Annotated in this window: 31 protein-coding genes; 14 read left to right on the forward strand and 17 right to left on the reverse strand. The window is 33.3% G+C overall.

Going from position 1 to position 26,951, the window contains the following annotated elements; all coding sequences use genetic code 11:
* Positions 1-317: 317 nt before the first annotated feature.
* A complete protein-coding gene (locus CJ739_RS06735; RefSeq protein WP_162880147.1) occupies positions 318-1,184 on the forward strand; it encodes a winged helix-turn-helix domain-containing protein in 867 nt (288 codons plus the stop codon).
* A gap of 15 nt (positions 1,185-1,199) precedes the next feature.
* Here the strand turns inward: CJ739_RS06735 and CJ739_RS20300 are convergent, their stop codons facing one another.
* The 4 genes from CJ739_RS20300 to CJ739_RS06750 form a co-directional block, all read right to left on the reverse strand.
* Positions 1,200-1,349: a hypothetical protein gene (locus CJ739_RS20300; protein WP_162880148.1), complete on the reverse strand. Its 150-nt coding sequence runs from the start codon at positions 1,347-1,349 to the stop codon at positions 1,200-1,202.
* A gap of 111 nt (positions 1,350-1,460) precedes the next feature.
* Positions 1,461-2,030 (reverse strand): helix-turn-helix domain-containing protein, encoded by a 570-nt coding sequence (locus CJ739_RS06740; RefSeq protein ID WP_117173659.1) that lies wholly within the window; start codon positions 2,028-2,030, stop codon positions 1,461-1,463.
* A gap of 196 nt (positions 2,031-2,226) precedes the next feature.
* Positions 2,227-3,048 carry a CPBP family intramembrane glutamic endopeptidase gene (locus CJ739_RS06745; protein ID WP_117173661.1) on the reverse strand — a complete coding sequence of 274 codons (822 nt, stop codon included), beginning with the start codon at positions 3,046-3,048 and terminating at the stop codon, positions 2,227-2,229.
* Positions 3,049-3,287: 239 nt separating this feature from the next.
* On the reverse strand, positions 3,288-4,619 hold the full coding sequence (locus CJ739_RS06750; RefSeq protein WP_117173663.1) for a DUF4403 family protein: 1,332 nt from the start codon (positions 4,617-4,619) through the stop codon (positions 3,288-3,290).
* A gap of 532 nt (positions 4,620-5,151) precedes the next feature.
* On the opposite strand from CJ739_RS06750, the gene CJ739_RS06755 reads away from it, so the two are divergent.
* The gene (locus CJ739_RS06755; RefSeq protein ID WP_117173665.1) at positions 5,152-5,391 is read left to right on the forward strand and encodes a hypothetical protein; all 240 of its coding nucleotides are present in this window, start codon (positions 5,152-5,154) and stop codon (positions 5,389-5,391) included.
* Between the two features lie 101 nt (positions 5,392-5,492).
* On the opposite strand, the gene CJ739_RS06760 is transcribed toward CJ739_RS06755, so the two are convergent.
* Complete coding sequence (locus CJ739_RS06760; protein ID WP_117173667.1) at positions 5,493-6,233, reverse strand: TerB family tellurite resistance protein; 741 nt, start codon at positions 6,231-6,233, stop codon at positions 5,493-5,495.
* A 213-nt stretch (positions 6,234-6,446) separates the two neighbouring features.
* On the opposite strand from CJ739_RS06760, the gene CJ739_RS06765 reads away from it, so the two are divergent.
* The 5 genes from CJ739_RS06765 to CJ739_RS06785 all read left to right on the forward strand — a co-directional run bounded on the left by CJ739_RS06765 (position 6,447) and on the right by CJ739_RS06785 (position 10,064).
* A complete protein-coding gene (locus CJ739_RS06765; protein WP_117173669.1) occupies positions 6,447-6,857 on the forward strand; it encodes a BrxA/BrxB family bacilliredoxin in 411 nt (136 codons plus the stop codon).
* Between the two features lie 154 nt (positions 6,858-7,011).
* Complete coding sequence (locus CJ739_RS06770; RefSeq protein WP_117173671.1) at positions 7,012-7,401, forward strand: hypothetical protein; 390 nt, start codon at positions 7,012-7,014, stop codon at positions 7,399-7,401.
* A 26-nt stretch (positions 7,402-7,427) separates the two neighbouring features.
* Positions 7,428-8,165: a lysophospholipid acyltransferase family protein gene (locus CJ739_RS06775; RefSeq protein ID WP_117173673.1), complete on the forward strand. Its 738-nt coding sequence runs from the start codon at positions 7,428-7,430 to the stop codon at positions 8,163-8,165.
* A gap of 11 nt (positions 8,166-8,176) precedes the next feature.
* Positions 8,177-9,166 carry an acyl-ACP desaturase gene (locus tag CJ739_RS06780; protein WP_117173675.1) on the forward strand — a complete coding sequence of 330 codons (990 nt, stop codon included), beginning with the start codon at positions 8,177-8,179 and terminating at the stop codon, positions 9,164-9,166.
* A gap of 244 nt (positions 9,167-9,410) precedes the next feature.
* Positions 9,411-10,064 (forward strand): HD domain-containing protein, encoded by a 654-nt coding sequence (locus CJ739_RS06785; RefSeq protein ID WP_117173677.1) that lies wholly within the window; start codon positions 9,411-9,413, stop codon positions 10,062-10,064.
* Positions 10,065-10,203: 139 nt separating this feature from the next.
* On the opposite strand, the gene CJ739_RS06790 is transcribed toward CJ739_RS06785, so the two are convergent.
* From CJ739_RS06790 to CJ739_RS06800, 3 genes are all read right to left on the reverse strand, one after another.
* Entirely contained in the window at positions 10,204-11,076 is an 873-nt protein-coding gene (locus CJ739_RS06790; RefSeq protein ID WP_117173679.1) for an AraC family transcriptional regulator, read from the reverse strand.
* Between the two features lie 424 nt (positions 11,077-11,500).
* The gene (locus CJ739_RS06795; RefSeq protein ID WP_117173681.1) at positions 11,501-12,049 is read right to left on the reverse strand and encodes an RNA polymerase sigma-70 factor; all 549 of its coding nucleotides are present in this window, start codon (positions 12,047-12,049) and stop codon (positions 11,501-11,503) included.
* Positions 12,046-12,393, reverse strand: a complete 348-nt coding sequence (locus CJ739_RS06800; protein ID WP_117173683.1) for a hypothetical protein — start codon at positions 12,391-12,393, stop codon at positions 12,046-12,048. The genes CJ739_RS06795 and CJ739_RS06800 overlap by 4 nt, the downstream gene beginning before the upstream one ends.
* Before the next feature lie 401 nt (positions 12,394-12,794).
* Here CJ739_RS06800 and CJ739_RS06805 point away from each other — a divergent pair, with 401 nt between their 5' ends.
* Positions 12,795-13,037 carry a helix-turn-helix domain-containing protein gene (locus CJ739_RS06805; RefSeq protein ID WP_117173685.1) on the forward strand — a complete coding sequence of 81 codons (243 nt, stop codon included), beginning with the start codon at positions 12,795-12,797 and terminating at the stop codon, positions 13,035-13,037.
* A gap of 481 nt (positions 13,038-13,518) precedes the next feature.
* On the opposite strand, the gene CJ739_RS20695 is transcribed toward CJ739_RS06805, so the two are convergent.
* Positions 13,519-13,644, reverse strand: coding sequence for a hypothetical protein (locus CJ739_RS20695; RefSeq protein ID WP_257791456.1), 126 nt, complete (start codon positions 13,642-13,644; stop codon positions 13,519-13,521).
* A 716-nt stretch (positions 13,645-14,360) separates the two neighbouring features.
* Between CJ739_RS20695 and CJ739_RS06810 the strand changes: the two genes are divergently transcribed.
* The 3 genes from CJ739_RS06810 (at position 14,361) to CJ739_RS06820 (ending at position 16,051) form a co-directional block, all read left to right on the forward strand.
* Complete coding sequence (locus CJ739_RS06810; RefSeq protein WP_117173687.1) at positions 14,361-14,951, forward strand: hypothetical protein; 591 nt, start codon at positions 14,361-14,363, stop codon at positions 14,949-14,951.
* A 141-nt stretch (positions 14,952-15,092) separates the two neighbouring features.
* Positions 15,093-15,278 carry a hypothetical protein gene (locus CJ739_RS06815; RefSeq protein ID WP_117173689.1) on the forward strand — a complete coding sequence of 62 codons (186 nt, stop codon included), beginning with the start codon at positions 15,093-15,095 and terminating at the stop codon, positions 15,276-15,278.
* Positions 15,279-15,433: 155 nt separating this feature from the next.
* A complete protein-coding gene (locus tag CJ739_RS06820; RefSeq protein WP_117173691.1) occupies positions 15,434-16,051 on the forward strand; it encodes a hypothetical protein in 618 nt (205 codons plus the stop codon).
* Positions 16,052-16,379: 328 nt separating this feature from the next.
* Here the strand turns inward: CJ739_RS06820 and CJ739_RS06825 are convergent, their stop codons facing one another.
* Positions 16,380-17,453: a PA0069 family radical SAM protein gene (locus CJ739_RS06825; protein ID WP_117173693.1), complete on the reverse strand. Its 1,074-nt coding sequence runs from the start codon at positions 17,451-17,453 to the stop codon at positions 16,380-16,382.
* Positions 17,454-17,689: 236 nt separating this feature from the next.
* Between CJ739_RS06825 and CJ739_RS06830 the strand changes: the two genes are divergently transcribed.
* The 3 genes from CJ739_RS06830 to CJ739_RS06840 all read left to right on the forward strand — a co-directional run bounded on the left by CJ739_RS06830 (position 17,690) and on the right by CJ739_RS06840 (position 19,997).
* Positions 17,690-18,562: an exonuclease/endonuclease/phosphatase family protein gene (locus CJ739_RS06830; RefSeq protein WP_117173695.1), complete on the forward strand. Its 873-nt coding sequence runs from the start codon at positions 17,690-17,692 to the stop codon at positions 18,560-18,562.
* Positions 18,534-18,974, forward strand: a complete 441-nt coding sequence (locus CJ739_RS06835) for a hypothetical protein (RefSeq protein ID WP_117173697.1) — start codon at positions 18,534-18,536, stop codon at positions 18,972-18,974. The genes CJ739_RS06830 and CJ739_RS06835 overlap by 29 nt, the downstream gene beginning before the upstream one ends.
* Positions 18,975-19,379: 405 nt before the next feature.
* On the forward strand, positions 19,380-19,997 hold the full coding sequence (locus tag CJ739_RS06840; RefSeq protein ID WP_162880149.1) for a hypothetical protein: 618 nt from the start codon (positions 19,380-19,382) through the stop codon (positions 19,995-19,997).
* Between the two features lie 232 nt (positions 19,998-20,229).
* Here CJ739_RS06840 and CJ739_RS06845 read toward each other — a convergent pair whose 3' ends face one another.
* The 7 genes from CJ739_RS06845 to CJ739_RS06875 all read right to left on the reverse strand — a co-directional run bounded on the left by CJ739_RS06845 (position 20,230) and on the right by CJ739_RS06875 (position 26,887).
* Positions 20,230-21,012, reverse strand: coding sequence for an enoyl-CoA hydratase/isomerase family protein (locus CJ739_RS06845; protein WP_117173701.1), 783 nt, complete (start codon positions 21,010-21,012; stop codon positions 20,230-20,232).
* 11 nt (positions 21,013-21,023) lie between these two features.
* Positions 21,024-21,308 (reverse strand): hypothetical protein, encoded by a 285-nt coding sequence (locus CJ739_RS06850; RefSeq protein ID WP_117173703.1) that lies wholly within the window; start codon positions 21,306-21,308, stop codon positions 21,024-21,026.
* A 5-nt stretch (positions 21,309-21,313) separates the two neighbouring features.
* Positions 21,314-22,771, reverse strand: coding sequence for a sensor histidine kinase (locus CJ739_RS06855; RefSeq protein WP_117178802.1), 1,458 nt, complete (start codon positions 22,769-22,771; stop codon positions 21,314-21,316).
* Between the two features lie 173 nt (positions 22,772-22,944).
* Positions 22,945-23,493: a CopD family protein gene (locus CJ739_RS06860; RefSeq protein WP_117173706.1), complete on the reverse strand. Its 549-nt coding sequence runs from the start codon at positions 23,491-23,493 to the stop codon at positions 22,945-22,947.
* A gap of 2 nt (positions 23,494-23,495) precedes the next feature.
* Entirely contained in the window at positions 23,496-24,848 is a 1,353-nt protein-coding gene (locus CJ739_RS06865; protein ID WP_117173708.1) for an MATE family efflux transporter, read from the reverse strand.
* 38 nt (positions 24,849-24,886) lie between these two features.
* Positions 24,887-25,969, reverse strand: coding sequence for a ferrochelatase (gene hemH, locus CJ739_RS06870; protein ID WP_117173710.1), 1,083 nt, complete (start codon positions 25,967-25,969; stop codon positions 24,887-24,889).
* A 171-nt stretch (positions 25,970-26,140) separates the two neighbouring features.
* Positions 26,141-26,887, reverse strand: coding sequence for a hypothetical protein (locus CJ739_RS06875; protein WP_117173712.1), 747 nt, complete (start codon positions 26,885-26,887; stop codon positions 26,141-26,143).
* Positions 26,888-26,951 lie beyond the last annotated feature (64 nt).

The following is a 26,951-nucleotide window of genomic DNA, read 5'->3' on the forward strand; positions in this document are numbered from 1 at the left end:
GTGTTTCCAAATCATGGTGATTTCATGATTTTATATTTTTCATAAAACTAAAAACGAAAGCGCTTTGGATTTGTGAAAAAATTGTAAAAGAAGTGTAAATAGGATGTAAATGTTGCATATTTTAACGTAATTCACTACTTTTTAAATTTAGAACTCGTTTAAACTTTTCATAATTGGCTAAAAAATTGTCCTTTTACACTCGCTTTTTGTCTTTTCTTCCTTCCGTAGCCCTGCTATGCAATTCAAAAAAGCCTTCAACCGAGTGCAAAATGACTGATTTTCGCTTCAATCAAAAAAGTTTAAACGAGTTCTTAGTTATGAAAATAAAATCAACATATATTTCCCTATTTATTTTAACTATTGCTGCAACACTTTTTCTAAGCTTTCAAAACCCTAGCACCGAAGCTCACTTTTCAGAAATTGTTAAAGTAGCATTACGTGATGCTGGAAACAAACTTTTAATAGCCAATAGCGATTCTACTTCATTAATTCTGCCTATAGAAAAGATTGATTCCAATAAGTATCGAATAACTTTTGAAAGCCAATTATCAATCATTCCAGACAGTTTAGTTGCCATAGTAAATACTAGCTTAAAAGCAGCAAACCTGCCTAGGCATTATATTGTAGAGGTTATACGTTGTAAAACCAACGTAGTGTCCTATAGTTTTCAAATTAAGGGTAAAAAGGAACAGAATATTATACCATGTATTGGGAGAAACTTGCCTACAGATTGTTATACCATAAATATATTGTTTACGGGAAACTCCTCATTTTTTACTACAAATAAAAATTATATATTAACAGGTATCTTTATATTATTTTTTTCTCTTTTTGGATTTTTATACGGTAAACGGTATACCAAAAATAGCCGTATTGATAAAAACTTCCCGTATACTCAAATTGGTCATTATAAATTTTACGAAAGCCAAAACAAACTTATTAAAGACACTCTTGAAATTAAACTATCCACAAAGGAATGTGAGCTTATTAAGTTTTTTAGCAAGCATCAAAACGAAATTATAAAACGTGATGTTCTATTAAAAGAAATTTGGGAAGACAATGGTGTATTTGTTGGGCGTAGTTTAGATACTTTTATTTCTAAATTAAGAAAAAAGTTTAAAGACGATGCTTCTATAAACATTGTCAACATTCATGGTGTTGGTTACAAATTAGAAGTACATTAAAATAGCTAGACTCCATTAAAACATATGCCATTGGTTTTCCAAATTCTGTAAGTCACCCAAAAAAGGCCATCTAGCTTCAATTTTTGGATATAAAGCGTATAATTTACTAAAAGCTTTTTCGCGTTGGCCTTCTTTAAATAGTTCTAAGATTTTTTTATCGTTCATAAAACTTGTTTATTACTTAATGGTCAATATGCAAAAAGGTCTCCTAAATAGTTGAGCTAAATTTAAAACAATTATTATTCCATTGATTTACCTCCTTAATATTCTCAAACTCTAACTTCGTTTTGACTTTAAAAAAGGAATTGATAAGGGATATTTACAAGTGCCAGAACCTAGTGCTGAATAAATATTAATAATGCTCATTACTATTCCATATAAAAAAACTGCTGCTGTACCAAAAAAATTAAACCCAGGAAATGGGAAAAAGGCTAATAAAGACAATACAAACAACAATGAAATTGTGGAATGAAAATTAATCACGGCTCTGCCATGCTCGTCGTATATTTTGTTGTCTTCTGCTTTATGAATCCAAACAAATAACGGAAACAATACATTCGCAAACGGAATAATTAAACCAAAAAAAGGCAACCCATGAAGTAAAAGCATCCATTTTCTTTGAATGGTTTCCTCTTTTGGGTTTTCTATGACAATAAGATCATCAACATTTATGTCTAATCCAACAGCCAATAATTTAACTGTTTGTAAATGTGGTTGCACTTCTCCTTTTTCTATACGCTGAATGGTGCGTACACCAACAGATGTTTTTTCAGATAAATCTTCTTGGGTATATCCTTTTAACTTTCTTTGGTATATTAGATTTTCACTAATGGATTGATTTTTCATCTATACTATTTTAATCTAAAAATATTACTTTATTGGGAATGGTTTTTAATTTCTATTTGATAAATTCCATTCTCTTTTCAGAAACAAACTGTTTTACGAATATTAACACAAATAATGAAATTAGCCATAATTCAATTAAGGAAAACCAAAACGAAATTTAATAGGACGCATTTTAAGAACCTACACAGCATACGTTTTATAGCATTTTGTTAGCACCAGCCTCTATTTGTTTTTCCTCTTTTACAAATATTACCAACGCAAAAGCAACCACGGCAACTTCGTATATTAAAGTAATAATAAACCCATTTATAGGAGTAGCAAATTTTACTTGAAACATCCCATTATTTGTTCCGTCAAACCCTAAAGTATGCAATAGAAGATTTGCCGTTATGTGAAGTGTGGCTGCTGTCCAAATGGATTTTGTATAGTAAATCACGGAAATAAAAAGCAATGACATTGTAAAAGTCGTCAAAACCATACTCAATCCTTCAACGGTCAGCCCAATTCCTTGTAAATGAAAAAGTCCAAACAATAAGGATACAAAAAGGACACCTCCCATTTTTCCAAATAACTTTATAGAAGCTATCAATAGAAAGCCTCTGAATAATAGCTCTTCAAGGGTGTTGCCCAAAGTATACGAGATTATGTCTGTCGCCAGATCGATCTTTGAATCTGGATTCTTTATTATTTCAAAGGGATAAACCAGATAAATAATAGTCCACATTGTTATAATTAATAAGCACCCTAATGCAATACCACCCACATAGTATTTAATAAGTGTGGATTTAAATTTCAGGATATTAAAAATCAATAGATTTTTCTTGCTAAACTTATAATTCAAATAATAAGAGAGCGCCAGACCAACCATTAATATTACCGAACGCATTAAAAATGGAAACAGATTGTTTCCCGGAAAAATACTCTGTCCAATAACATTTATTGCCCAGATGATTACTCCAAAGAATAAGAACAAAGTGAAGTCAAAAATTAAAGTTCTGTGAGATGATTTAGTTTTCATCTAATTTAGGGATGTTTTAAGTTTCAGTAGCACAAAGCTAAATGAAGCCACTGGTTTTTAGCCCGCCATTTGAATGTCAGGTAAATGACATTTACAAGATTTTAGGGCGTTACAAGTAAACTTTACAGACGAAATATGCCAGCAGGACACGAAAAAGATAATCGAACTTTGATTTTGGGGAGAATGGTTGAAATAACGGTTGAAAAGGAAAAATCGACAATCGTTTTTCAAAAATAATATCACTTCAGCCCATCAACAGTAACACTAATATCACCTGTTACCTTTAAAAACGCCAAAATAGCATTATTAGTTAATTGTATTCTTTGGAACTCGATATCTTCCATAGTGCCATTTACAAAAACACCTGGCATCGGTGAATAATTATTTAGATAATTTAACATGGTTTGCTTGCCTTCGTCTAAATTAGACTGAATAGAATACCTGCAATTTTCTTGTATCCGTTTTAGTATTAATCCTTTTGCCAACCAATTGGCGGTACGTAATAATTTGCTTTTGGTATCTAAAACATAATCTAAATTATCAAAAAATAGTTCTTTGGTAACATTATTGTATAATGGGACACCTTCCAAATAAATGGTACCATTTACCGAACCTTGCAAATCGAGGGCAATCACCATTTTTCCTTGTTTATGCCAAATATCAACGTTTTTTACTGTTACTTTTTTTGAACCTGAACCAAACTCTTGTCCCGAAAAGTTTTTGGTCATTATTTTTGATGCGTCCAAATAGGTAGATATAGCAATAATATTGGATGTTACATGGTTTGGCATTTTGCTAACTGGCTTCAATACAATTTTTTTAGCATCAAATTTGGGTTCGGGTTGTTGTCCAATAACTGTTTCCATATAACATTTCATTCCCATTTGAAGTAGTACTTTGCCCTTATTTAGCTGGGCATCGGTACTATAAATTTCAATAGGTACAATTCTTAGCCAACTTTCATAATCATCATTCATTTTAAAGGGCACCGTTAGTTTTTCAATGGCCTCCAAAACGTTTGGCTTAAAATCCATAGATGCTTCAATGGCGGCATCGATACTTTTTTCAATATCGGCTTTAAATATTTTTATGGCAGGATTAACAAGGTAGGTTACAGGTAATTTTTTTCCATAAACAACCATAGACGGACTTTCTTTCCATTCTAAGTCTGCAATACGTGTTTTTGATTTTAGTTTCCAATTAGACAAACCAATATCACTGATTAATGTTACAACACCATTTAAATTGAATTCACTTGTCTTATAAAGATTAACACCCAAGGTTTGCGTGCCAATTCGGTATTTTATTATCGCTTTTAAAGGAAAAATTGTTTTAATTCGATTGTTGGATGCCATTTTATCATTTTGAATCATAATAGGCGCTTCTTTCCATATTTTTATTTCAATGTCATCGTCTTCAATGGTTTTGTCCTCATAAATCAATCCTTTTAAAATAACATTGATTTGGTTTTCAATGTCTTTTAACTTCACACTAACCGGAACATTTATAAACGAAGGTACATGCTCTAACGTCAATGGCGCGGTTTCTTCAGGTTCTGGTTTTAATGTCATAAGCTGCTGCTTTGAAACGCAAGATATATTAATAACAAGACATATGAATACCAAAAAACACGACACATATTTAACCGTTTTTTGATTCTTTTTTTAGCGGTAAATGTAAATAAAAAATTTCTTGAAACAGACTGTCCTCGCAGAGCCATAGAGATATACTTCGACTAGGCTCAGTACAGGTTTTGCCTGTTTCATTTTGACCTCTGGGTCAAAAACCGAAATTTTGTATTTTACCTCACCCAGAACTGCCTTTTCGGGCAGTTCTGACCTCTCCAAAGGAGAGGTGAATTGGATATCCCAAGGCAGAGCCCTTCGGGGAATTATTTAAATTAAAGAGATGCTATTCATTGTGAAAAATATTTTAATTCAACAAACACCTATTAAAAACGATTTTGCTGTAAAAAATATTTTTTTTTCTAAAAATGATAGACACAACGATTAATAATAGTCAATCATCTATTATTTTAAAGTTTTATCAAATTATGCTTTACCCTTGCGGTTAAATTTAAATAATATCTTAAACACATTCTAAATGAAGAAAAAATTACAATTATTAGCTACAGCAATGATGCTTTTACTATCTGTAAATGCGAGTGCCGACACTATTATCAATTCAGATTTAAACCTTTACAATCCAGACGTGCGTAAATGTTTATTAGATGCTTCAAAAAGTGAAGGTTGGGAATTAAAATCAGTTTATATGAACGCTGACAAGAAACTTGTTTACGTTTTTTCAAAAGATAATAATGACAAAATATTTATAAGTAAGTAATTTATTGACTTACAAACAATTTAAGGCCAGCCAATATTTATTTAGGTTGGCTTTTTTTATTTTTATACCCAAATGGACTAGGTAAGTTTAATATAAAAAACTTAAAAACCCCGCTCCTTCTGCAACTGCTCGTAAGCTTCTTGCACTTTCCTAAATTTTTCCTCGGCACCTTGTTGGTGTTCTTTGCCTAAATGAATCACTTTATCCGGGTGGTATTTTTTAGCCATGTTTCGGTAGGCTTTTTTAATATCGTCGTTGGTAGCTGCTTTATCAATTTCCAATATTTTATAGGCGCTATCTGCACTTTTATAAAACATGGCTTTGATGCTCTCGTAATCGTTATGGCTAATACCTAAATAACCTGCAATGGTATAAATTTGGTGTACTTCATCATCGGTCACAAAACCATCGGCTTTGGCGATTCCGAATAGAAAATGAACCAATTGTAAACGTGAAGCATGCTCCATCATTTGCCTAATTTGCAAACAAACCTGTCTGGTAGAAATATTTTGTTGTTTATTTATCTCTTTAAAAAGTCTAAAGGCATGATTGGCACGCTCTTTTCCATACATACTTACAAACTGATTACGAACAAAATCCAATTCGCGCTGGTCTTGTTTGCCATCGGCTTTTATAACAATAGAAGCTAAAATGAGCAAACTTATTTCAAAATCTCCCGGTTGGGTTTGTGGTCTTGTATAAATAGGTCTTTGCTTATACGTTGTTTGAAGACCCGAACCCATAGAATCGACAATACCGCCCAATGCCAAACCAATAATGGCACCTATGGGACCTCCAAACGACCATCCAATAGCAGCACCAATCCATTTTGAAAAACTCATATAATTTCCTTTATTTTATTAATGACTTCAAATATAATACTGTTAGTTGGGTTTTCTTGGTGTTTGTTACCAAAAAGGTTTGCTTTTATCTTGTTATTTATTCAGAATCATTTCATTTCTTAAATGAAAGGAACCACAGAATACTGCGACTGAAAACTTAATTTTCCGTATCTTTGTAGTCTATTGAAATGTTAATTATTAAAATATAAAAATATGTATCCAGCAGAATTAGTAAAACCAATGCGAGAAGATTTAACCAAAGTTGGTTTTGAAGAATTACATACTGCCGAGGCTGTTGATGCGGCTTTGGCCAAAGAAGGCACTACATTGGTTGTCGTTAATTCGGTTTGCGGTTGTGCAGCGGCCAATGCACGCCCAGGTGCTAGAATGAGTTTACAAAACACCAAACGCCCAGACCATATTGTGACGGTTTTTGCAGGTGTTGACAAAGAAGCTGTTGATGCAGCTCGTGGTCATATGGTACCGTTTCCTCCAAGTTCGCCAAGTATGGCCCTGTTTAAAAATGGTGAATTGGTGCACATGTTAGAGCGTCACCACATTGAAGGCAGACCTGCAGAATTAATTTCGGAAAACCTTATCGATGCTTATAACGAGTATTGCTAATCATCATATTGATATTGCCAAACCTCTCTCAAAAACAAAAGAGAACAAAAAGGCTTGAAATTGCATAAATTAAAAACCACGACCAAATCGTGGTTTTTTACTTTATTACGCAACCTTTTACAGTAATGACCATCTAACAATAAAAAATGAAGCTATGAAAAAGTTGCTCCTACTTTTATTTACTACCTGCTTATTTTTAACGGCATTTACTTGTGAAGATAATGCCACTTCAACAAAAGATGATGAACTGCAAGAATTACATGCTTCTAAAAAAGCCATTGAGGATTTAGCGGCAACTTCAATTTGTAATGAAAACACCACTTGTAAATTTATTGCCTTAGGAAGCAAACCTTGTGGTGGTCCTTGGAGTTATTTGGTATATTCAACTTCTATAGATGTTGAAAACTTGGAAAATATGGTAGCAAATTACAATAAAAAGGAAGCTGATTTTAATAAAAAATGGGGGATTGTTTCCGATTGTGCTTATGCCATGCCTCCAAGCAGTGTAAATTGTGAAAATAACATCTGTGTAGCTGTTTATTAAAACCTGTTTTTGTTTATTTTTGGGGCATGCAAAAAATATTTTCATACCCTTTAAGTATTATATATTACCTATGTTTTTTTTTAACATTGGTTATATTTCATCCCATTCAGTGGTTTTGTTTTAATGTATTCGGTTATCAGGCACATAAAAAAAGCGTGGATGCTTTACAGTTTTGCCTCATGCGATGCGCCAATATACTAGGCACACGTTTTACATTTAACAATCCATACCAAATAGACACCAATCAACCTTTAATTATTGTTGCCAACCACCAAAGTTTACACGACATTTACCCTATTACGTGGTATATGCGTAAGCACCACCCAAAGTTTATTAGCAAAATAGAATTAGGCAGAGGCATCCCCAGTGTGTCTTACAATTTACGCCATGGTGGCGCCGCTTTAATCGATAGAAAAAATCCCAGACAATCACTACCGGCGCTTATGAAATTTGGCGAATACATTGAAACCAACAAACGTGCTGCCGTTATTTTTCCTGAAGGAACTAGAAGTAAAAACGGTGAACCTAAACCATTTCAAACCAAAGGATTAGAAGTCCTATTAAAAAAAATTCCTTCGGCGACTGTTGTGCCGATCACCATAAATAACTCGTGGAAAATGTTAAAATATGGTAAATTTCCACTGGGTTTAGGCACACATATTGCTTTTACCGTGCATAAGCCTTTAAAAGTTAGTACCTTTGTAAACAAAGAAGAACTTATTAATAGTATTGAAGCTACTATTAAAAACAATATAAATCATTAAAAATTATAAAGATGTCGTTAAAGAATGTAAGACTAGAGGTGATGCAGTTTTTGGAAAAGGACGTGGAATCTTTAATACAGAAGTATTTAATCCCTGTTGAAACTATATGGCAACCAACAGATTTTTTGCCAAATTCTGAAAGTGATACTTTTTTTGAAGAAGTACGCGAAATAAGAGAATTATCAAAAGAATTGCCTTATGATTTTTGGGTGGTTTTGGTAGGTGATATGATTACCGAAGAAGCATTACCAACCTACGAATCCTGGTTAATGGATGTTGAAGGTGTTGGACAAGTAGAACGTAACGGATGGTCTAAATGGGTACGCCACTGGACGGGTGAAGAAAACCGCCATGGCGATGTACTTAACAAATATTTATACCTTTCTGGGCGTGTAAACATGAAAGAAATTGAAAAAACAACCCAGTATTTAATTGCCGATGGTTTTGATATTGGTACGGATAGAGACCCTTATAAAAACTTTGTTTACACTAGTTTTCAAGAGTTGGCAACGTATATATCACATAATCGGGTTGCTAAAATTGCTAAAAAGAGTGGCAATAAGCAGTTAGCAAAAATGTGCCAAATAATTTCTGGAGACGAAATGAGGCACCACCACGCCTATTCTGAGTTTGTAGAGCGTATTTTTAAGGTAGATCCCAGTCAAATGATGATGGCGTTTCATGATATGATGAAACTTAAAATTACCATGCCAGCACATTTTTTAAGAGAATCGGGCAACCAAATTAGTACCGCTTTTGAAGAGTTCTCAAATACTGCACAGCGAATTGGCGTTTACACATCAACAGATTACGTTGATATTTTAGATAAATTAATTAAACGTTGGGAAATAGATAAAATTACTGGGCTTAGCGATGAAGCCGAAAAAGCCAGAGATTATCTAATGAAACTTCCGGACAGAATGTACCGTTTATCTGAACGTATTAAAATACCACAAAACTCATTCCAGTTTAAATGGGTAGAGCCTGCTGTTATAAAATAATATATCATTACATTTTTAGTACATGACAAAAATCCAAATATATTCAGATGTCAGTCTGAGCGCAGTCGAAGACATTGAAAATATTGTTATTTAATCGCATTTCGACTTTAGTTTATCTTGAGCGTAGCCGAAAGGCTCAATGTGACCCTCTGCAGTTTTTGTCATGTACTAAACATTACATTATTAAATTACTTTCTAATAAATTCCTTTCTAAACCGAAAGGAATTTTTATTTTTATACCCTTATGACTTCAAAAGAAATAATAAATAAAACCATCGGTTTTGTAAAAGAAACCCTTGCTGATGCTGAAGGTGGACACGATTGGTTTCATATCCTAAGGGTGTATAATAATGCGCTACACATCTCTAAAAATGAAGCTGTAGATGTATTTGTTGTTGAGCTTGGTGCTTTATTACACGATATTGCCGATAGTAAATTTCATAATGGCGATGAAACTGTGGGTCCGCAAGTAGCCCGTGAGTTTTTATTTAAACTGAATGTTGATTCTCAAGTTATTGAGCATGTTGTAAATATTATTGAAAACATCTCTTTTAAAGGCGGAAACGAGGCGCAAAAATTTAAATCGGCTGAACTGGATGTTGTTCAAGATGCCGATAGATTGGATGCTATTGGTGCCATTGGTATTGCAAGATGTTTTAATTACGGTGGTTTTAAAAACAGGGAACTTTATAACCCAGAAATAAAGCCTCATCTTTCTATGACTAAGGCAGAATATAAAACATCAACAGCCCCTAGCATCAATCATTTTTATGAGAAATTATTGCTTTTAAAAGACAAGATGAATACAAAAACAGGAAAAGATATAGCTACTAAAAGGCATGCTTTTATGGAACTATATCTTGAGCAGTTTTACAAAGAATGGAATGGCATCGTCTAAAATACAGGTTTCGATTGCTCTACCGATGACATTTTTTTAAACTAGGACTTCGACAAGCTCAGTCTGACAAACTAAACGTCATTTTATATTGCTTTTTTTAGAATAAAAAGATACCTCAACCTGACATCTTTAAACTTAATTATTGGATAATCAGCTTTATTTCCTTTCTATAATTTGAGGCACTTTTGCCTGTAATTTCATTAAATTGTTTGTTGAAATGTGAAAAATTATTAAACCCACATTCAAAACAAATATCAGCAATACTTTTTTGGCTTTCATTAAGCAATTTGGTAGCATGCACCACCCGATATTCGTTTACCAATTGTGTAAAGGTTTTTCCGGTGGCTTTTTTAAAGTATCTACAAAACGCTGGCACCGTCATACTTACCTCATCGGCTATTTCATCTAAAGTGATATGATTTTGAAAATTTTTATTGACATATTTAAATATAATATCAATTTTCGAACTATCCTGAGCCTCCGCTTCAAAAGCAAACCCATCTGCATTTAACAACGTATAATCATCTGTTGTTGCTAAATATTCTAAAATCTCTAAAAATTTTAAAACACGCTTTAAACCGCCGTGCTCTAATAGCTTTTCTATTTTCGGGCCTATTTTCTGTTTTGTTTCTACCTTAAATCTTATCCCCTTTTTGGCTCTATCAAATAATGATACTATAGCTGCCATTTCAGGTACATTCAAAAAATCATCACCTAAAAAATTCGACTTAAACTGTATAGCCGTTTCGGTTCCATTGGCAGTTAAACGATCTGTAAAGCCATTATGTGGTAAATTGGATCCAATAAGTATCAATTGACTATTATTAAAATAGGATAAATGATTTCCTATGTGTGTTTTACCTTGCCCTTTGTTTATATAAATAAGCTCTAATTCCGGATGAAAATGCCAGTAAGCGCCGTTTTTATCTATGGTTTCTACATGTTGCTTAACTAATATAGAACTTCCGAAACTTGGGGTGAGTTTCCTAAAAGTTGGTTTTTTATTAATCATAACAAATATTTTTAAAACAAAATTACAATATATTATTATGCAAATATAGCCTTAATTAACTCGATTGTATGTTATTTTAACTTAACATCCATTTAACATTTAATTAACAGTTAATATAGCATATAAACTGGTCAAATTTGATGTTTTGTAAGCTACGCTTCTACCATATCTTTGTACCGTTGAATGTTAGTAAATAAAAAACATTACTAATATCACAATCGTAAGTTTTGAAAAGTTAAATACTATATAAAATAACTCTGACAATAAAGAGTTCACAAAATTCATTAATAATTAGTTTAATGTCTTATTTAGTTTAGTTGGTAAAGTGAGCTGTGGTGGCTCACTTTTTTTTTGCCAATTTTTTACTCAGCTTTTTGGGAATCAAGTCAAAGTTATTCTATTCTAGCAAAAGCATTCATTTTGATTATCCAAAACCCAAAATCCCCAAAACCTGCCTTAAAAACCCCAGAAGCTTTCTTAGTTTTCGGTATGCCACTTTTTTATGGTCCTTGACCGTATTGACAGAGATGGACAGTGCCTTGGCGATCTCATCATTGGTGTAGTCCTTGATGCTGAGCCTTATCACCTGGGCAGCTTTTTCCGGAAGTGTCTTGATGGCGTTCTCTATGATAACGGTGGTTTCCACGATTACGGCTTCGGACATAAGGAATTCTTCCGTGCCATAGGCTTCAAGGTTTGTCTGCCCATAACGCTCTGTAACCAAGTGTTGTTTGCTTTTTAGATGGTTGAGGCATCTGTTTTTTACGGCTTTATAAAAATAGCCAGTGCTATGATCCTCATTTTCAAAAGTGGTTTTGTCTTCCCATACCTTGATAAAAACCTCCTGAACGATGTCTTTTGAAGTTTCCAAATTATCGAGGTACTTGTATGCGAATACGCATAGTTGTGGGTACAGGCTCTTAAAAAGTGTGTTGTAGTCCTTAAGTGTTGGTTCTTTTTTGTCTTCCCTCATGGCTTTGTGCCTTCCCTCCCAATGGACACAACGACATTTGTTTCGATGCACCTTTTTATGTTCTTGGTCAGCGTATCGATGGATACCAGTTCCCTATTGGTAAAATATACGCTTGGTAACGATTCATAGAACGTGTCGAATTCCTTTCTTGATAAAAGCTGTGTTCCCGTGTTGTATGCCAGGTCGGTATATATAATGCCCATAACCTTGAGCGCCGTGCCACAGTGTTCTTTAACGGCATTGCTGAGGCTTGACCTGTTCAGTAATAATGCCAGAGAGTCTAAAATATCGTGCTGTGGCAGTATAAAGGAGTTGGGGTCTATAGGTTTCTTGTTTTCTTCCATAAGGGTCAGGTTTAAGGTTAATACATGCTTCTTTTTATAATGTTGTGTAAAGTTGAAGTTGCCTGAAAAACAAGGTCATGATCCCCATTAAACCCTTTGTGTACGGAAACAAAAAAGGCGCGGAACTCAGCTTACTGCATCAGAGGTACTGGTATACCCGTACACAAATAAGTGAGCCCACGCCCAAAGAGAGAGACGTGAGCATCTTACTTATCATCTTGTGTACTTAAAAATTACCAGTTTTCTGATACAAGACTCAAAGCGAATGCTTCAATATTTTCATTTGAAGAGTCGCAAAAATACTCCTTTATTCTTTAAAGGAGATTCAAATATATTCAAATAAATTCAATAATTGTCAAATATGACAATTATTATTTTGAATTAAGCTTCATTTTCACACTGTGAAAGATTTAAACAAAGAATATTATATAGCCTTTGGTCTACATTTGGAGAAACTTATAGCATCTAAAGGAAAGGATGTAATGACCGTAGCCTCTTTGGGGAAAATTGAACCTAAACAAGTTTATAGAGCTCTCAATGGTGAACATGGAATCAGTATGAGGACCATTTTGTCTTTAGCTAAGGGTTTAGAAGTACAACCTAAAGAACTATTTGATTTTGATTTTATTTTTGATACAGATTAAAATTCCGATTTAATTCAACACTTTTTAAAAAAGAGTATTTACCTAAAAGCTTACTATCTTCAAAACTTTTTGGTCCTTTAATTTTGTTTCCTAATTATTGTATTCAACCTTTACAATAAATTTAATTCCTTAAATATCAAATAATAGTATTAACTATTCTCAATCGAATTTTCTAAAAGCCTAATTTAAATATTTATATTATACTGTATAAACTTTAGAACTTATAAACGTGAAAGCGTTGTTGGTTTTGAGTTCTGAATTGTCAATCATTAATCATCAATCGTAAAAGGTAATTTGCTGGCTTCCGATTTTACTTGCACCAGTTCGTTCGCTCGTGTCCTTTAAAATCCTCACCAATAAACACGCTACTTTTCAAGATATATGTGAAAACACCCAAGAACAGAAAATCCCGTATGTAACAGGATCTTTAATCTTTATAGAGAGACCTCACAGGTTTTTAAAACCTGTGAGGTCTTATTTATTATATGCTTACACAAACAAATGTTTGCCAGCCAATAGCATTTGCTTTCAATTTCACAGCCTCTAAAACGGCTTCATTTTCGTGATTGGCAATAACTTCATCAATTAATTCTACTATTTCCAACATATCGGCTTCTTTTAAACCTCTGGTGGTAACCCCAGCTATGTGAAGTCTTTGACTTCGAAGTTTCGAGTTCTAAATTCTGAATTGTTAATCATTAATCATCAATCGTAAAAGGTAACTTGCTGGCTTCCGATTTTACTTGCACCAGTTCGTTCGCTCGTGTCCTTTAAAATCCTCACCAATAAACACGCTACTTTTCAAGATATATGTGAAAACACCCAAGAACAGAAAATCCCATATGTAACAGGATCTTTAATCTTTATAGAGAGACCTCACAGGTTTTAAAAACCTGTGAGGTCTTATTTATTATATGCTTACACAAACAAAGGTCTGCCAGCCATCATAGCATTTGCTTTCACTTTCACAGCCGTGAAAGCGTTGTTGGTTTTGATTTCTTAATTCAGAATCGTCAATCATTAATCATCAATCATAAAAGGTATCCTGTCGTCGTTTAAAAAAAATCCAACCATCAAACTTTCCAACTTTACAACCATCAAACTTTCTAACCTTCTAACTATCTAACCTTCTAACTATCTAAAATTCATTCTACATGACATTTCAACTATGGACATTTACCCGCTTTGTATGCTATATTAACTTAACAAAAAGTTAATGTAATAATAACAGATAAAATAGCATATAAATTGGTCAATCCTAATGTTTTATAACCTTGAAATCTGCTCTACATTTGTCTTGTGAAACGTTAAAAACACCAAATCATGAAAAACGTATTGAACAACTCAAAAAAAGGAATCTTAATGGTAACCATGTTTGCTACCTTATTAAGTTTTGCTAATGAAGCTTCATTTATTAAAGATGATGCTAAAAAAACCGCACTAACCTTAACCGATGTAAAGGCAGGTAACCAATTGTCTATAAAAGATGCTAATGGCAACATACTATATTCAGAACTTATTCAGAAATCTGGAATCTACGCTAAAGGTTTCGATTTAACGTCGCTTCCCAATGGTGAGTATGTTTTTGAATTGGATAAAGATTTTGAAATTAAAACGATACCGTTCACCATTAATTCTAAAAACGTTGTTCTTAATAGAAGCAAAGGAACGACAAGCTTTAAACCTCATTTAAAACAAAAAGGAAACTTATTATTCGTTACTAAATTGTCTCCAAATCTTGAAGCTATGAAAATTAGCATCTATACCGACAACAATAGCGAGTATGAACTATTGCACTCAGAAAAAATTACAGGGGTTCAAGCTATTGAAAGAGTTTATAAATTAGAAAAAGGAAATTATAAAATAATCATTAACTCTGATAACAAAGAGTTCACAAAATTCATTAATAATTAGTTTAATGTCTTATTTAGTTTAGTTGGTAAAGTGAGCTGTGGTGGCTCACTTTTTTTTTACTCCATTTTCAATTTAGTCATTTTATCAGCTTTTATTAATCCTTATACCATTTAATCTTTGAAATTACTGTAAAATAAAAGAATGATTTTTTTCTTTATACAAGAAAGAGGGCGGAGAGAAAAGAAAATGTGCCATGCACATTTTAACGACGAGCCAGCTGGCGCATGGCGCATAGCCGTAGTTACGGTTGTCTTTTATTTTGAAGTAGAAAGGGAAAAAGGGTGTTTTATTGCGGTCATTTCAAAGCTTAAAGGGTATTATAAATAAACACACAATTAACCGCTTTATATGCTATTTTAATTTAACACAAATTTGATGTAAATATAACAGGTAAAATAGCACATAAACATATCAATATCAATGTTTTATAAACTTAAAAACTGCTCTATATTTGTCTTGTGAAACGTTAAAAACACCAAATCATGAAAAACGTATTAAACACCTCAAAAAAAGGAATCTTAATGGTAACAATGTTTGCTACCTTGTTAAGTTTCGCAAATGAAGTATCATTTTTTAAAATTGAAAATGATGCTGAAAGAACCTCTCTTACTTTAAACAATGTAAAGCAAGGAAACCTATTGTCTATTAAAGATGATAATGGTATTGTACTATATAAAGAGCTCATTAAGCAATCTGGAATCTATACTAACGGTTTCGATTTAACGTCTCTACCAAACGGTAGTTACATTTTTGAGCTTGATAAAGATGTAGAAATACAAACCATCCCTTTTACTGTATCTTCAAATACGGTTATTTTTAAAAAAGAAATGGAAACTACCATTTTTAAACCTGTAACACGAGTAAAAGGAGATGTCGTTTTTGTTTCAAGACTCTCTTTAAACAAGGCGCCAATGGACATAGCTATTTATTTTATTGGTGCTGAAAGTGCTTTTAATGAACCAGAACTTATTTATTCTGAAAAAGTTAAAGACACCGAAAACGTTAGTAGAATTTTTAAACTAACAGGTAAAAACAAAGGTCATTACAAAATTGTTTTTACTACTGAAGGAAGAGTTTTCACAAAAGAAATCAAGAGCTAACCAATCCCTAATTATTTTTTGAAAGGCGTGGGCAATTTGCCCACGTTTTTTTGTTTAATATTTAAAATAACTTGAGTTTATAATAAAGAGTGTATTTAACTGAAAATAAATTACTTATATTTTAATGTCAGGTTGAGCCTTTCGACTGCGCTCAAGATTAACTAAAGTCGAAACCTATAAAAGTTATCGATTTTAATAACCTTTCGCAAGCTGCGCTTTTATCTTCAAATAAAAATATATTTTCATTTTCAATAATGCTCAATGTGACAACCTCATTAATAGTTGGGTTTATCCTTAAATATAGAATTGTTTTTAAATCGAACTCACGCTAAAATAATCTTAATTGCCCGTCTTTAAACTGCTCGTGCAACTGCGTATTTAATTTTGGCATCTGCTTATCTTTAAAATACTTTTGTCTTGCTAACTTTACTAGGTTATTAATCTGTTCGGCAATTTTACCTTCACCACGCATTCTGGTACCATAACGCGAATCGTTTAAAGTGCCACCGTGGCAACTTTCTATTTGGTGCAATACCTTTTCGGCTTTATCGGGCATGGTTTTGTGTATCCAATCGGTAAAAATTTCTCCAATAGCGCCATTAAGCCTCACAATAGTATGCGCTATCCCTAAAGCGCCATGATCTGAAGCGGCTTTTGCTAAAGGCAGTATCTCATGGCTGTTTATAGCTGGAATAATAGGTGCTAACATCACATTCACGGGAATACCATGGTCGCTTAATGTTTTTACGGTTTCCAAACGCTTGCTTATGCTTGCCGTTCTTGGTTCCAAAACCCGTCTGGTTTCTTCAGAAAGTGATGTGATAGAAACATTTACGCCTATTAAATTTTCTTTTGAAAGTTCCTGCAAAATATCTAAATCCCTAAGAATCAAAGCATTTTTTGTGATGATGGCAACAGGATGCTTATACTTTAAAAACACCTCCAAACAGTTGCGGGTAATTTCGAATTGTTTTTCGGCAGGTTGGTAACAGTCGGTATTGCCAGACATGACGATGGGGTGTGCTTTCCAAGTTTTCTTTTTCAATAATTCCTCCAATAATTTTGGAGCATCTTTTTTCACCAAAATACGACGCTCAAAATCCAACCCAGCGCTATAGCCCCAAAATTCGTGGCTATTGCGGGCATAACAATAAATACACCCATGTTCGCAGCCTTGGTACGCATTCATGGAATAAGACATGCCAATATCTGGACTCGCCACTTTATTGACGATGGTTTTAGGAAAAACTTCTAAATAAAGTGTTTTGTTTTTATCACTTTGCTCCCCTTCTTTATGACAGAATTCCAAAAAATCATCGCGCATGTCGTGGCTCAATTCGAAGAATTTATTGGGTACATTAAGCTGTGCGCCACGGCCTTTTATGGTAGTTTTTGGGTTCATTGTAGTAAAAATAAAGAGTATATGCTGCGAACTAGACACTTTAAAATTACTTATATTTTTTACTGAAAACTGTTAAAACAAAAATGGGTTATCAACAAAATAAAGGTAGGAATTTTATCAGTTTATCAAAAAAATCAGCTAACTTCGTTTACTTTTGCTGAATTTATTTTAGTAACAGTCGATATATCCAATTAAAACTGACCATACCTTAGAGACTTAGGGCATTTAAATAAACAATGACTGAATTAAACATACTTTATTGGAACACTTATAAAAAACCTTTAATTGATGAGATTAAAGATTTAGTGATTGAGTATAAAATAAACTTGATAGTGCTCATTGAAAATTCAGCCGATGACACTTTTTTATTGAATACATTGAAAAATATTAATCAAGATTTTAGACAATTTCAACCGAGATTATTTCGTCGTCCGAAAATTTTCTCTAGTGTTCCAAACATAGACATTAAGGAAAATAGTGGTCACGGACGTTATGGAATCTTTGAAATAAATATTCCTAAATTCGAGAAAAAATTAATGACAATTACACATTTTCCTTCTAAATTTAATTGGGGAAATCCCAGTGACCACTTTGGTCTTTGTGTCGAACTAAAAACAGATATAGAGTTAGAGGAATTTAAATCTAGTACAAGAAATACTCTGATATTAGGCGATTTTAATATGAACCCCTTTGAAGATGGTCTGGTGAATTCTGCAGGATTACATAATATCAACAATAAGGAAATTGCCTCAACAATGAGTAGAAATTATCAAGGAAAGTCTTATAATTATTTTTATAATCCTATGTGGAGTTTTCTTGGTGATGAATCGAAAGGAAGTGTACAGGGCACACATTTTCACAATACTTATAAACCTATTAATTATTTTTGGAATTTATATGACCAAATAATGATAAGACCTGAATTAATTCCATATTTTGATGAAAATGAATTAACTATAATTTCAAAAATCGGCAATAATTCACTGGTAAAAAAAATCAACGGATACACACGTATTGATAAAGATTATTCAGACCATTTACCAATTAAATTCCAACTTAAACTAATTAAAAAAAATAAATATGAAGAACAAGAGCTTTTGGCCGAATAATATTAAACAGGAAGAACATAAAAGTACCCCAAAAGAAATTTTAACGGAGCAAATAGGATTTCTAACACAAGCTACGAATAGAAGGCTTCAAGGCACATTGTCTTCAGTTTCTGCACATTCAATAATGGACAAACAAACTAAAGAAGATTTTTCTGGTGAGTTGTTTATACATTCTATGAAAATAATATCCCCAAGTTTAGGATATTCATTTACCCTTTTAAGATTAGCACACGGCACTCTTAAAATTTATCCTTTTGCTATCTATTCGAATTTGACGGACAAAAAATACATTGGGGAAAATATTGATGATGTAGAAAGAATTTTAACTGAAATATTTAACAGTAAAGAAGTAGTCGATGCTCTTAATGCTTTGAGTAGCCAAAGTGATGAATATGACGACTTACCATTCTAAAAAACACCCTACAACAACTGCGACTGTTGTACAATTGTGTTTTTCATTAAAAACAGCTAAATCTCAGAAAGGCCAAAACAAATACATATTGAATTTCAATATTAAACCCATTCATTCCATCTTTTAAAATTAATTGTAATTACTAAAAACTATAAAAATGGGAACGGCTTTTTGACAACTATCATCTTAATTTACCTACCAAACCATATCTTAAAACAGAATCAATAATAATGTTTTATTAAATATGGATATGAATTGTTTATGGAGTTGAAAAAATGCATATTTTAGACTTGTTCAAATTTTAAACCTTATTAAAGGATTATTAAGAATTACTGTGTTATGAAAAAGCTTTCTATATTATTTTTCGTTTTAATTACCAGCATATTAACCTCTCAAAATAGCGATATGATCTCGCATAAATTAGATGACTTGGTTAGTTTGGATGTTCCAAAAAATTTCGTTGAATCGGACACCCTTGTAGATGGTGTTAAAATACACCAAATTAGATTTAAAACTGATACTTACAACTTTATTGTACAAAAAGTGCTTTTTGAAAATGAAGACCAAAAGGAAAGTCTTTCTAGATTGCCATACGATTACGCTAGTTTAATTGATGAATATAATCGTGTTATAGCTAGAATGAGATATCGAATTCCTTACTATTTAAAATCCGCAACACTTGTTGAAAAAGATGGCTTTACAGGTTATAATTTAAAATTTGTAAACGATTTAGATACGCCTACTTATGAAGCCGAATTTTATTTATTAAATAAAAATTTATACACTTTTTTCTATGCTAGTGATACACAGTTTAATCCCGATGTTAAAACCGAACTCTTCAATTCCATTAAAATAGATACCACCAAAGATATTAGTCAATATTTAGGTAAACCACCAAAATATAGATTAGGGTACGTAATAGCCACATACTTCTTCTTAAGTTTATCGCTGATTGGAGTTATAATTTATACCATTAAAGCTTACAGAAAAAAAAGAGGGAAAACCAGTATTTTTCATGAGTAGAATTGTTCTTGTTCTTTAAACTCATCTTGACTTTTTATTTTTAACCGAAAATGAGATAAAATTTATACAGATGAGGCTCTTTTTGCAAGGCATAGCATCGCTACACATAAAAAAAGTAACGAAATATGGATAAATTTTAGCCATTCCTGCCTGCCGGCAGACAGGTTTTAGGAAATAGAAAAAGTCATGATGAGTTCTTTGTTGAACAAACCACTAAAATTAATCCTAAAGTCTACTTCCCAGAAAAATTAGCCTTCCGTTTTTGCAAAAAGGCCGTAGTCCCTTCGGTAAAATCATCGGTACCAAAACAGTTGCCAAATTCCTGTATTTCAACAGTATATCCATTAACACCATCTTTAAAATTGGCATTGATGGCTTTAATAGCTGCACCAATAGCAACCATGGAGTTATTGGAAATTTTACGGGCTATTTTTTCGCAAAGCGGTATTAATTCTTCTAGGGTGGTTACGTGGTTTACCAACCCGTAATTTAAAGCTTGGTTGGCATCCATCATGCCCGCCGTCATTATCAATTCCATAGCGCGTCCTTTACCTATTAATTGTGGCAAGCGTTGTGTACCGCCATACCCAGGAATAACTCCAAGCGATACTTCGGGCAAACCCATTTTAGCATTATCGCTGGCAATTCTAAAATGGCATGCCATGGCCAATTCCAACCCACCACCTAATGCAAAACCGTTTACAGCAGCAATAACGGGTTTTGATAAGTTTTCAATAAAATCGAACAGCATGGTTTGTCCTTTAGCGGCTAATTTTGCGCCTTCTTCTACATTAAAATTTGCAAATTCGCTAATATCGGCACCTGCAACAAACGCTTTTTCTCCGCTTCCCGTAATTATAATCACTTTTGTGTCTTCATCTGCTGCTTCCTCTTTTAGTGCGTCGTGCAACTCTTCAATGGTTTGCTTGTTTAAGGCGTTTAATTTATTTGGCCGATTAATGGTTATGGTGGTTATGCCATTGTTTTCTTCTACTAAAATATTATTGTAAGCCATAATTGTATGTTTTAAGATTCAATCTTATTCTTTTTACTGTAATTATAAATCACGTTTCCGATGAACAAACCCACTATGATTGTAAAAAAGAAATTAAAAATATTTGGTTCTGGATGCCCATTTGTAATAGAGCCTGTATTATAAAATAAATTAATCCAAAAATCAGCTTGGTGGCTATGGTAATAACAAGGATCTGAAATAATTAAATCATATAAATAATAATTAATTATTAGAGTCAAACACCCTCCCAATAACAAAAAGAACCATTTATTATTTCTTTTTTCGTAATTGAACATTCTAACTATTCTTTAGGAAACGTCACCCTAAATACGGTGCCTTTATCTTTCTCTGAGTTAAATGTAATAGTGCCTTTATAGGTTTCTACGATGTTTTTAACCATGGCCAACCCAAGCCCCATACCACTGGTCTTGGTGGTGAATTTTGGTTCGAAAACCTTTTCGATATTCTCTTCTAAAATACCCGAACCATTGTCTGAAACTATAATAACCACGTCGTTTTTATATGTGGATACGTTAATATTAATTTTTGGGGTTTGATCTTCTGGCATCGCTTGAATGGCATTTTTAACCAAATTGGTAACTACACGTATAAGTTGTGTTCTATCTAGCTTCGCTATGATTTCTTCTTTTTCTGCCGTAAAATTGATGTAATCTTCATTAAATATTTCTAAAGCTAACTTTACAATGTAAACAACATTTAAGGTTTCGTTTTGTTGCGCTGGCATATTAGCAAAATTCGAAAATGCCGATGCAATAGAACTCATGGTGTCTATTTGCTGAATTAAGGTTTTGCTGTACTCATCTAGTTTGGAATGAATATTTTCATCATTAGGATCAAACTTACGCTGAAAATTTTGAACTGTTAAACGCATGGGCGTTAACGGGTTTTTAATTTCGTGCGCTACTTGTTTTGCCATTTCCCTCCAAGCTTGTTCGCGTTCACTTCGTGCTAATTGTATAGCACTTTCTTCAAGTTCGTCAATCATGCTATTATAAGAGCTAACCAAGGTAGAAATCTCTTCGCTGGTGTCGTTCACAACTATTTTTTGGTTGCGTTTTTCTAATCGGGTGGTGTTAATTTTATCGCTAATGGTTTTTAATGATTTTGTGATGTATTTAGATAATAAAAACGCAATAGCAATGGCCATAAGCAACACAAATATAAAGGCATACCCAATTCGGGTTAGAAATTCCTCAAGCTCTTTAGTAAGAAAATCGTCTTTTTCTAAATAGGGTAAATTTAGTATGGCTATTTCTTTAGATTTTTGGTCAATGAGGTAGGTATAAGACGATTGAAAAGCCTCGCCATTTTCTATCCGTTTATCTACATACCTATGTGAAGCCGTATTAGATATGGCATTTAAAATTTCGACATCCATACATTGATCTGCCTCGTTATTTTGCAAGCCTGCTTTTGAAGAAATTAGCAAAGAGCCTTCTAGATCGTATAAATTAATTTGAAGTTTGTGAATATCGGCAATATTGTAAACCTCTTCTTTAAATATAATCGGAATGTTTTCTGTTTTAACTTCCCATGTGTTTTGCCTACCGTTTAAAACATGTTTTAAATGCGATTGGATGTTTTCTTCTTTACGCTCTAATCGTTCTCTATGGTAATCTTCACTTTGTTCTTTATACTGGTAAATAGCAACTGCCGAAATAAGTATAGATGCCAGTAAAACCAACAGGATCATGGCGAAAAAAATACGGATTCGTAATGAAAGTTTTTTTAATTTCATGTATCTTTTTTCATTGCTTTTATAGGTCACTTGTCGCTTCCATATAATAAAGTGATTTAAAAGAATGATGCTTTAAATATAGCAATAATTGAACCAAACAGCTCTAAGGGTGATTTAAAAATAAAATTCTAAATCCTAATGCTATGACCTTGAAACATTAATTACATTTCAGACTATGCCTCAGGATTTTTCTCTCGGATGTTTTTATAAATTTTGAACCCTAACATGATTAAAACGCCCAAAACAAGAATGCCTACAATGCCCCAAACCCAATTGATAGCGCTTTTTAAAACCACTAAAAATACAACGGCGAATAGGATAAAGGTGGCACCTTCGTTCCAGATACGCATAAAACTGGATGATTTCTTTACCACATCGTTTTGAAGTTGTTTGTAGTATTGATGGGTTTTTAAGTGATAGACGATGAGCAATAAAACAAATGCTAATTTTACATGCATCCAAGGTTGTTGCAACCAAAAAGGCTGCAAAATAAGGAGCCAAATGGCAAAAATGGTCGCTAATATTGCTGATGGCCATGTGATGATAAACCACAAACGTTTTGCCATGAGCTTTAATTGGTTTCCAAGAATTTCTTTGTCGGGTGATGGCTTATGAAACGCTTCTATTTGATAAACAAATAATCTTGGAATGTAAAATAAGCCTGCAAACCAAGTGATTACAAAAATAAGGTGAAACGATTTTATGTAGTTGTAATATTCCATAACTAACTAGGTTGATTAATTAAAGTGGCTTTTACTTCTCTATTTAAAAAATAAGCGGTTACAATGGTTGAAAGCACATCGGAAATTGGGAAGGATATCCAAACCCCCAATTCGCCATAAAACTTTGGCAATATTAATATTAACGGAATAAAGAAAAAACCTTGGCGCGTTAAAGTTAATAATAAGGCGGGAATTGCTTTCCCGATAGACTGAAAATAGGCTGCACCAATAAGCTGAACAGCTATAATGGGTGTTGCAGCAAATACCCAGCGCATGTCGTTTGGTGTTTGTTGAATGACCTCTAAATTGGTTGTAAACATTCTAGTAATAGCCTCGGGAAAAACCATGAGGATAACAAATATACATGTTGATAATATGGTGGCATACTTTATCGCAATATTAATACTTTGCCTGACCCGGTGATAATTCCCTGCCCCATAGTTATACCCTGCTATAGGCAAAAAGCCTTGTGTAATTCCTAAAACGGGAAACATGGCAAACATAAGCATACGTCCCACAATGGCATAGGCAGTAACAGAGATTTCCCCTCCTAAATCGAACAAAATATTGTTCATGAATAGATAGGTAACGCTTACCACGGCTTGTCTTGCAAGCGTTACAAATCCTAAAGACCCAATTTCCGAAACTATTGACGTGTTTAATCCGAAATGTGAAAAATCAATTTTCAATTCAGAATGCTTCGACATGAAGAACCACCATATATAAATAAAACATACGATGTAAGACAACGACGTAGCCCAAGCAGCGCCTTCCATACCAAAGTCCAACACATTTATAAAAATATAGTCTAATAGTAGGTTGCTTACCGATGGAATCATCATCGCATACATGGCGAATTTAGGTTTCCCTTCCGCCCTAATAACGGTGTTTCCCATCATACTTAGCGCCAAAAATGGGACGCCATACAATACAATAGTATAATAAATTTTAGCAGGTTCGAAAATAGCACCTTTACCTCCAAATGATAGAATAATGGCATCAGAATAAATCAATCCAACAATCACTAAAGTAACTGTAAGTAAAACGGTTAACGTAATTTGATTCCCAAAAGTCTTGAGTGCTTTGTTTTTACTGTCTGCCCCTAAAGCCCTTGAAATGATGGAAGACCCACCGATACCAATGGCCATCCCTAAAGCTGCAATAAAAAAGGAAACCGGCAACACCACATTAATAGCGGCTATGGCTGTAGAACCTATCCAATGGCCCACAAAAATGGTGTCGACCAGAATGTTTAACGACATAACTAAAATACCAATAGATGCAGGAACCGCTTGCTTAATCAAAATTTTTCCTATGGGTTGCGATCCTAAATCTTGTGATGATACTTTTGCCATTACACGTTTATTGTTTCATCTGTTTATATTTATTATTTTTATCGGTCAGATGGTACATCCATAAGCATGTCCCCGTTTGTTAAAGGTGTTTTTAGCATGGATGTTTCAACAGAAGCCCATTCGTTAATCCATTTTGAAAGCAGTGCTACCCAAGCATCATCATCATTTAAACAAGGTACGGTTGTAAAGTCTTTTCCTCCCATTTCATGGAAAATCTCCTGTCCTTCTATCGCTATTTCTTCTAAAGTTTCCAAACAATCGCTCACAAATGCCGGGGTTACAATAGCCATGTTTTTGATGCCGTTTTTTCCTAAACGTTCAATGGTTCTATCGGTATACGGTTGCAACCACGGATCGAAACCTAAACGCGATTGAAATGATGTTGAATAACTTCCTTCTTTAAGCTGCAATTTTTCAGCCACCAATCGGGTAACCTCTAAACATTGATGCCTGTAACAAAACTCATGGGCTTTACTTGGCGTTATACAACAACTGCTATCAATTTTACAATGCGATTTCGTTACATCACTTTTTCGAATATGTCGTTCTGGAACACCGTGATAAGAGAATAATAAGTGCTCGTAATTCTTGCCTTCTAAATGGCGCTTAATGGCATCTGAAAGCACCTCAATATAATCGGGTTTGTTATAAAATGCCGGCACCGATTCTATTTTTAAATTTGGAAAATGTTGCTGACGAAGTTCTTCGGCTAAAACCGTAATCGTTTCGGTAGTTGCCATAGCAAACTGCGGGTATAACGGAAACAATAACACCTCATCGACACCTTTATCAACCAACTCTTGAAGTCCTTTTTTAATGGTCATACTGCCATAACGCATCGCCAAAGCCACAGGCAAACTGGTTTGTTTTTGTATTTTCTTTTGAAGTCTTTCTGAAAGCACAATTAAAGGCGACCCTTCTTCCCACCATATTTTTTTATAAGCTGCTGCCGATTGTTTCGGGCGCGTTTTTAAAATAATGCCTTTTACAAGTGCTGTTCTGGCAATAAGAGGGATATCGATAACCCGCTCGTCCATTAAAAACTCACCTAAATATTTTTTTACGTCTTTTGGTGTTGGGCTATCTGGAGAGCCAAGATTCACAAGTATAATACCTTTCATATAAATAATATTGTATCACAAAAATACAATACAAATGTTGAATGATATTGTATTTGAATTAAAAACGCTATAATTTATAGGCATTCTCATTTGTTAATTAAAAAAATATGCAGATTAGAACACTAGTAATTCTAATCTGCATATTAATAAAATTTTTATGTAAAATCTGATTTACTCGTCTAATTCTGACTTATTGTAAACCCAACCAGGTAGTTCTGATCTATCAAAGTTTGGTTTTTTTATGTTATTCACATTTTCTACACATGTTTGATTAATTAATGTTTTTGTGCTTAAAATAGAGAATACTTTATCATTTTGCTGTTTTGTAAAATTCCCTATAACATAATCTATATCAACAAACTTATAAATGCCATCTTCCAATAAAAAAGCAAACATTGACTTGACATCACTTTCATAAAATTCTGTATTTTTATCATAGTCAGATTCATTTTCAATATAGTTTTTACCTTCAACCAATAAATATTCGTTACCTGAAGATAAATTTTTAACACTCACTGTTCCTCTAAATAATAAGTGATATCCTTCATGATATATATTATTTAGTCCAACTGAATCTGTTTTATACGCTTCATATTTTTGCTCATAAAAAAGATCCCCTTTGTACTGTTTCATCTTAGAATGAACATGTTTCAAAAAATCTTCTTTTGTCTTAAAAAAAGATGGTAAATTTTCTGCGCAGTATCCTGAATACCATACTGGAACATAATCATCGTGTAATAGGGCGTGGCTCCCTTTTTTAAAAATTACTGGAACTTCATATACTCTTGGGTTGTAAAATACATAATTTCCAATGTTAAATAATTTGCACTCATCCTTAGCGGTCTCTGACACTTCGTTAGTTTTACATGAAGTTATTAAACAAAAAACTGTTAATGTTAATAATAATGTTTTATTCATAGTTTAGGTTGGTTTAATAAATTTGTGAATATTCATCAAATTTATATGGTTGGTTATTGGGTGT

The sequence above is a fragment of the Mariniflexile sp. TRM1-10 genome (assembly GCF_003425985.1).
In the GTDB taxonomy this organism is placed as follows: domain Bacteria; phylum Bacteroidota; class Bacteroidia; order Flavobacteriales; family Flavobacteriaceae; genus Mariniflexile.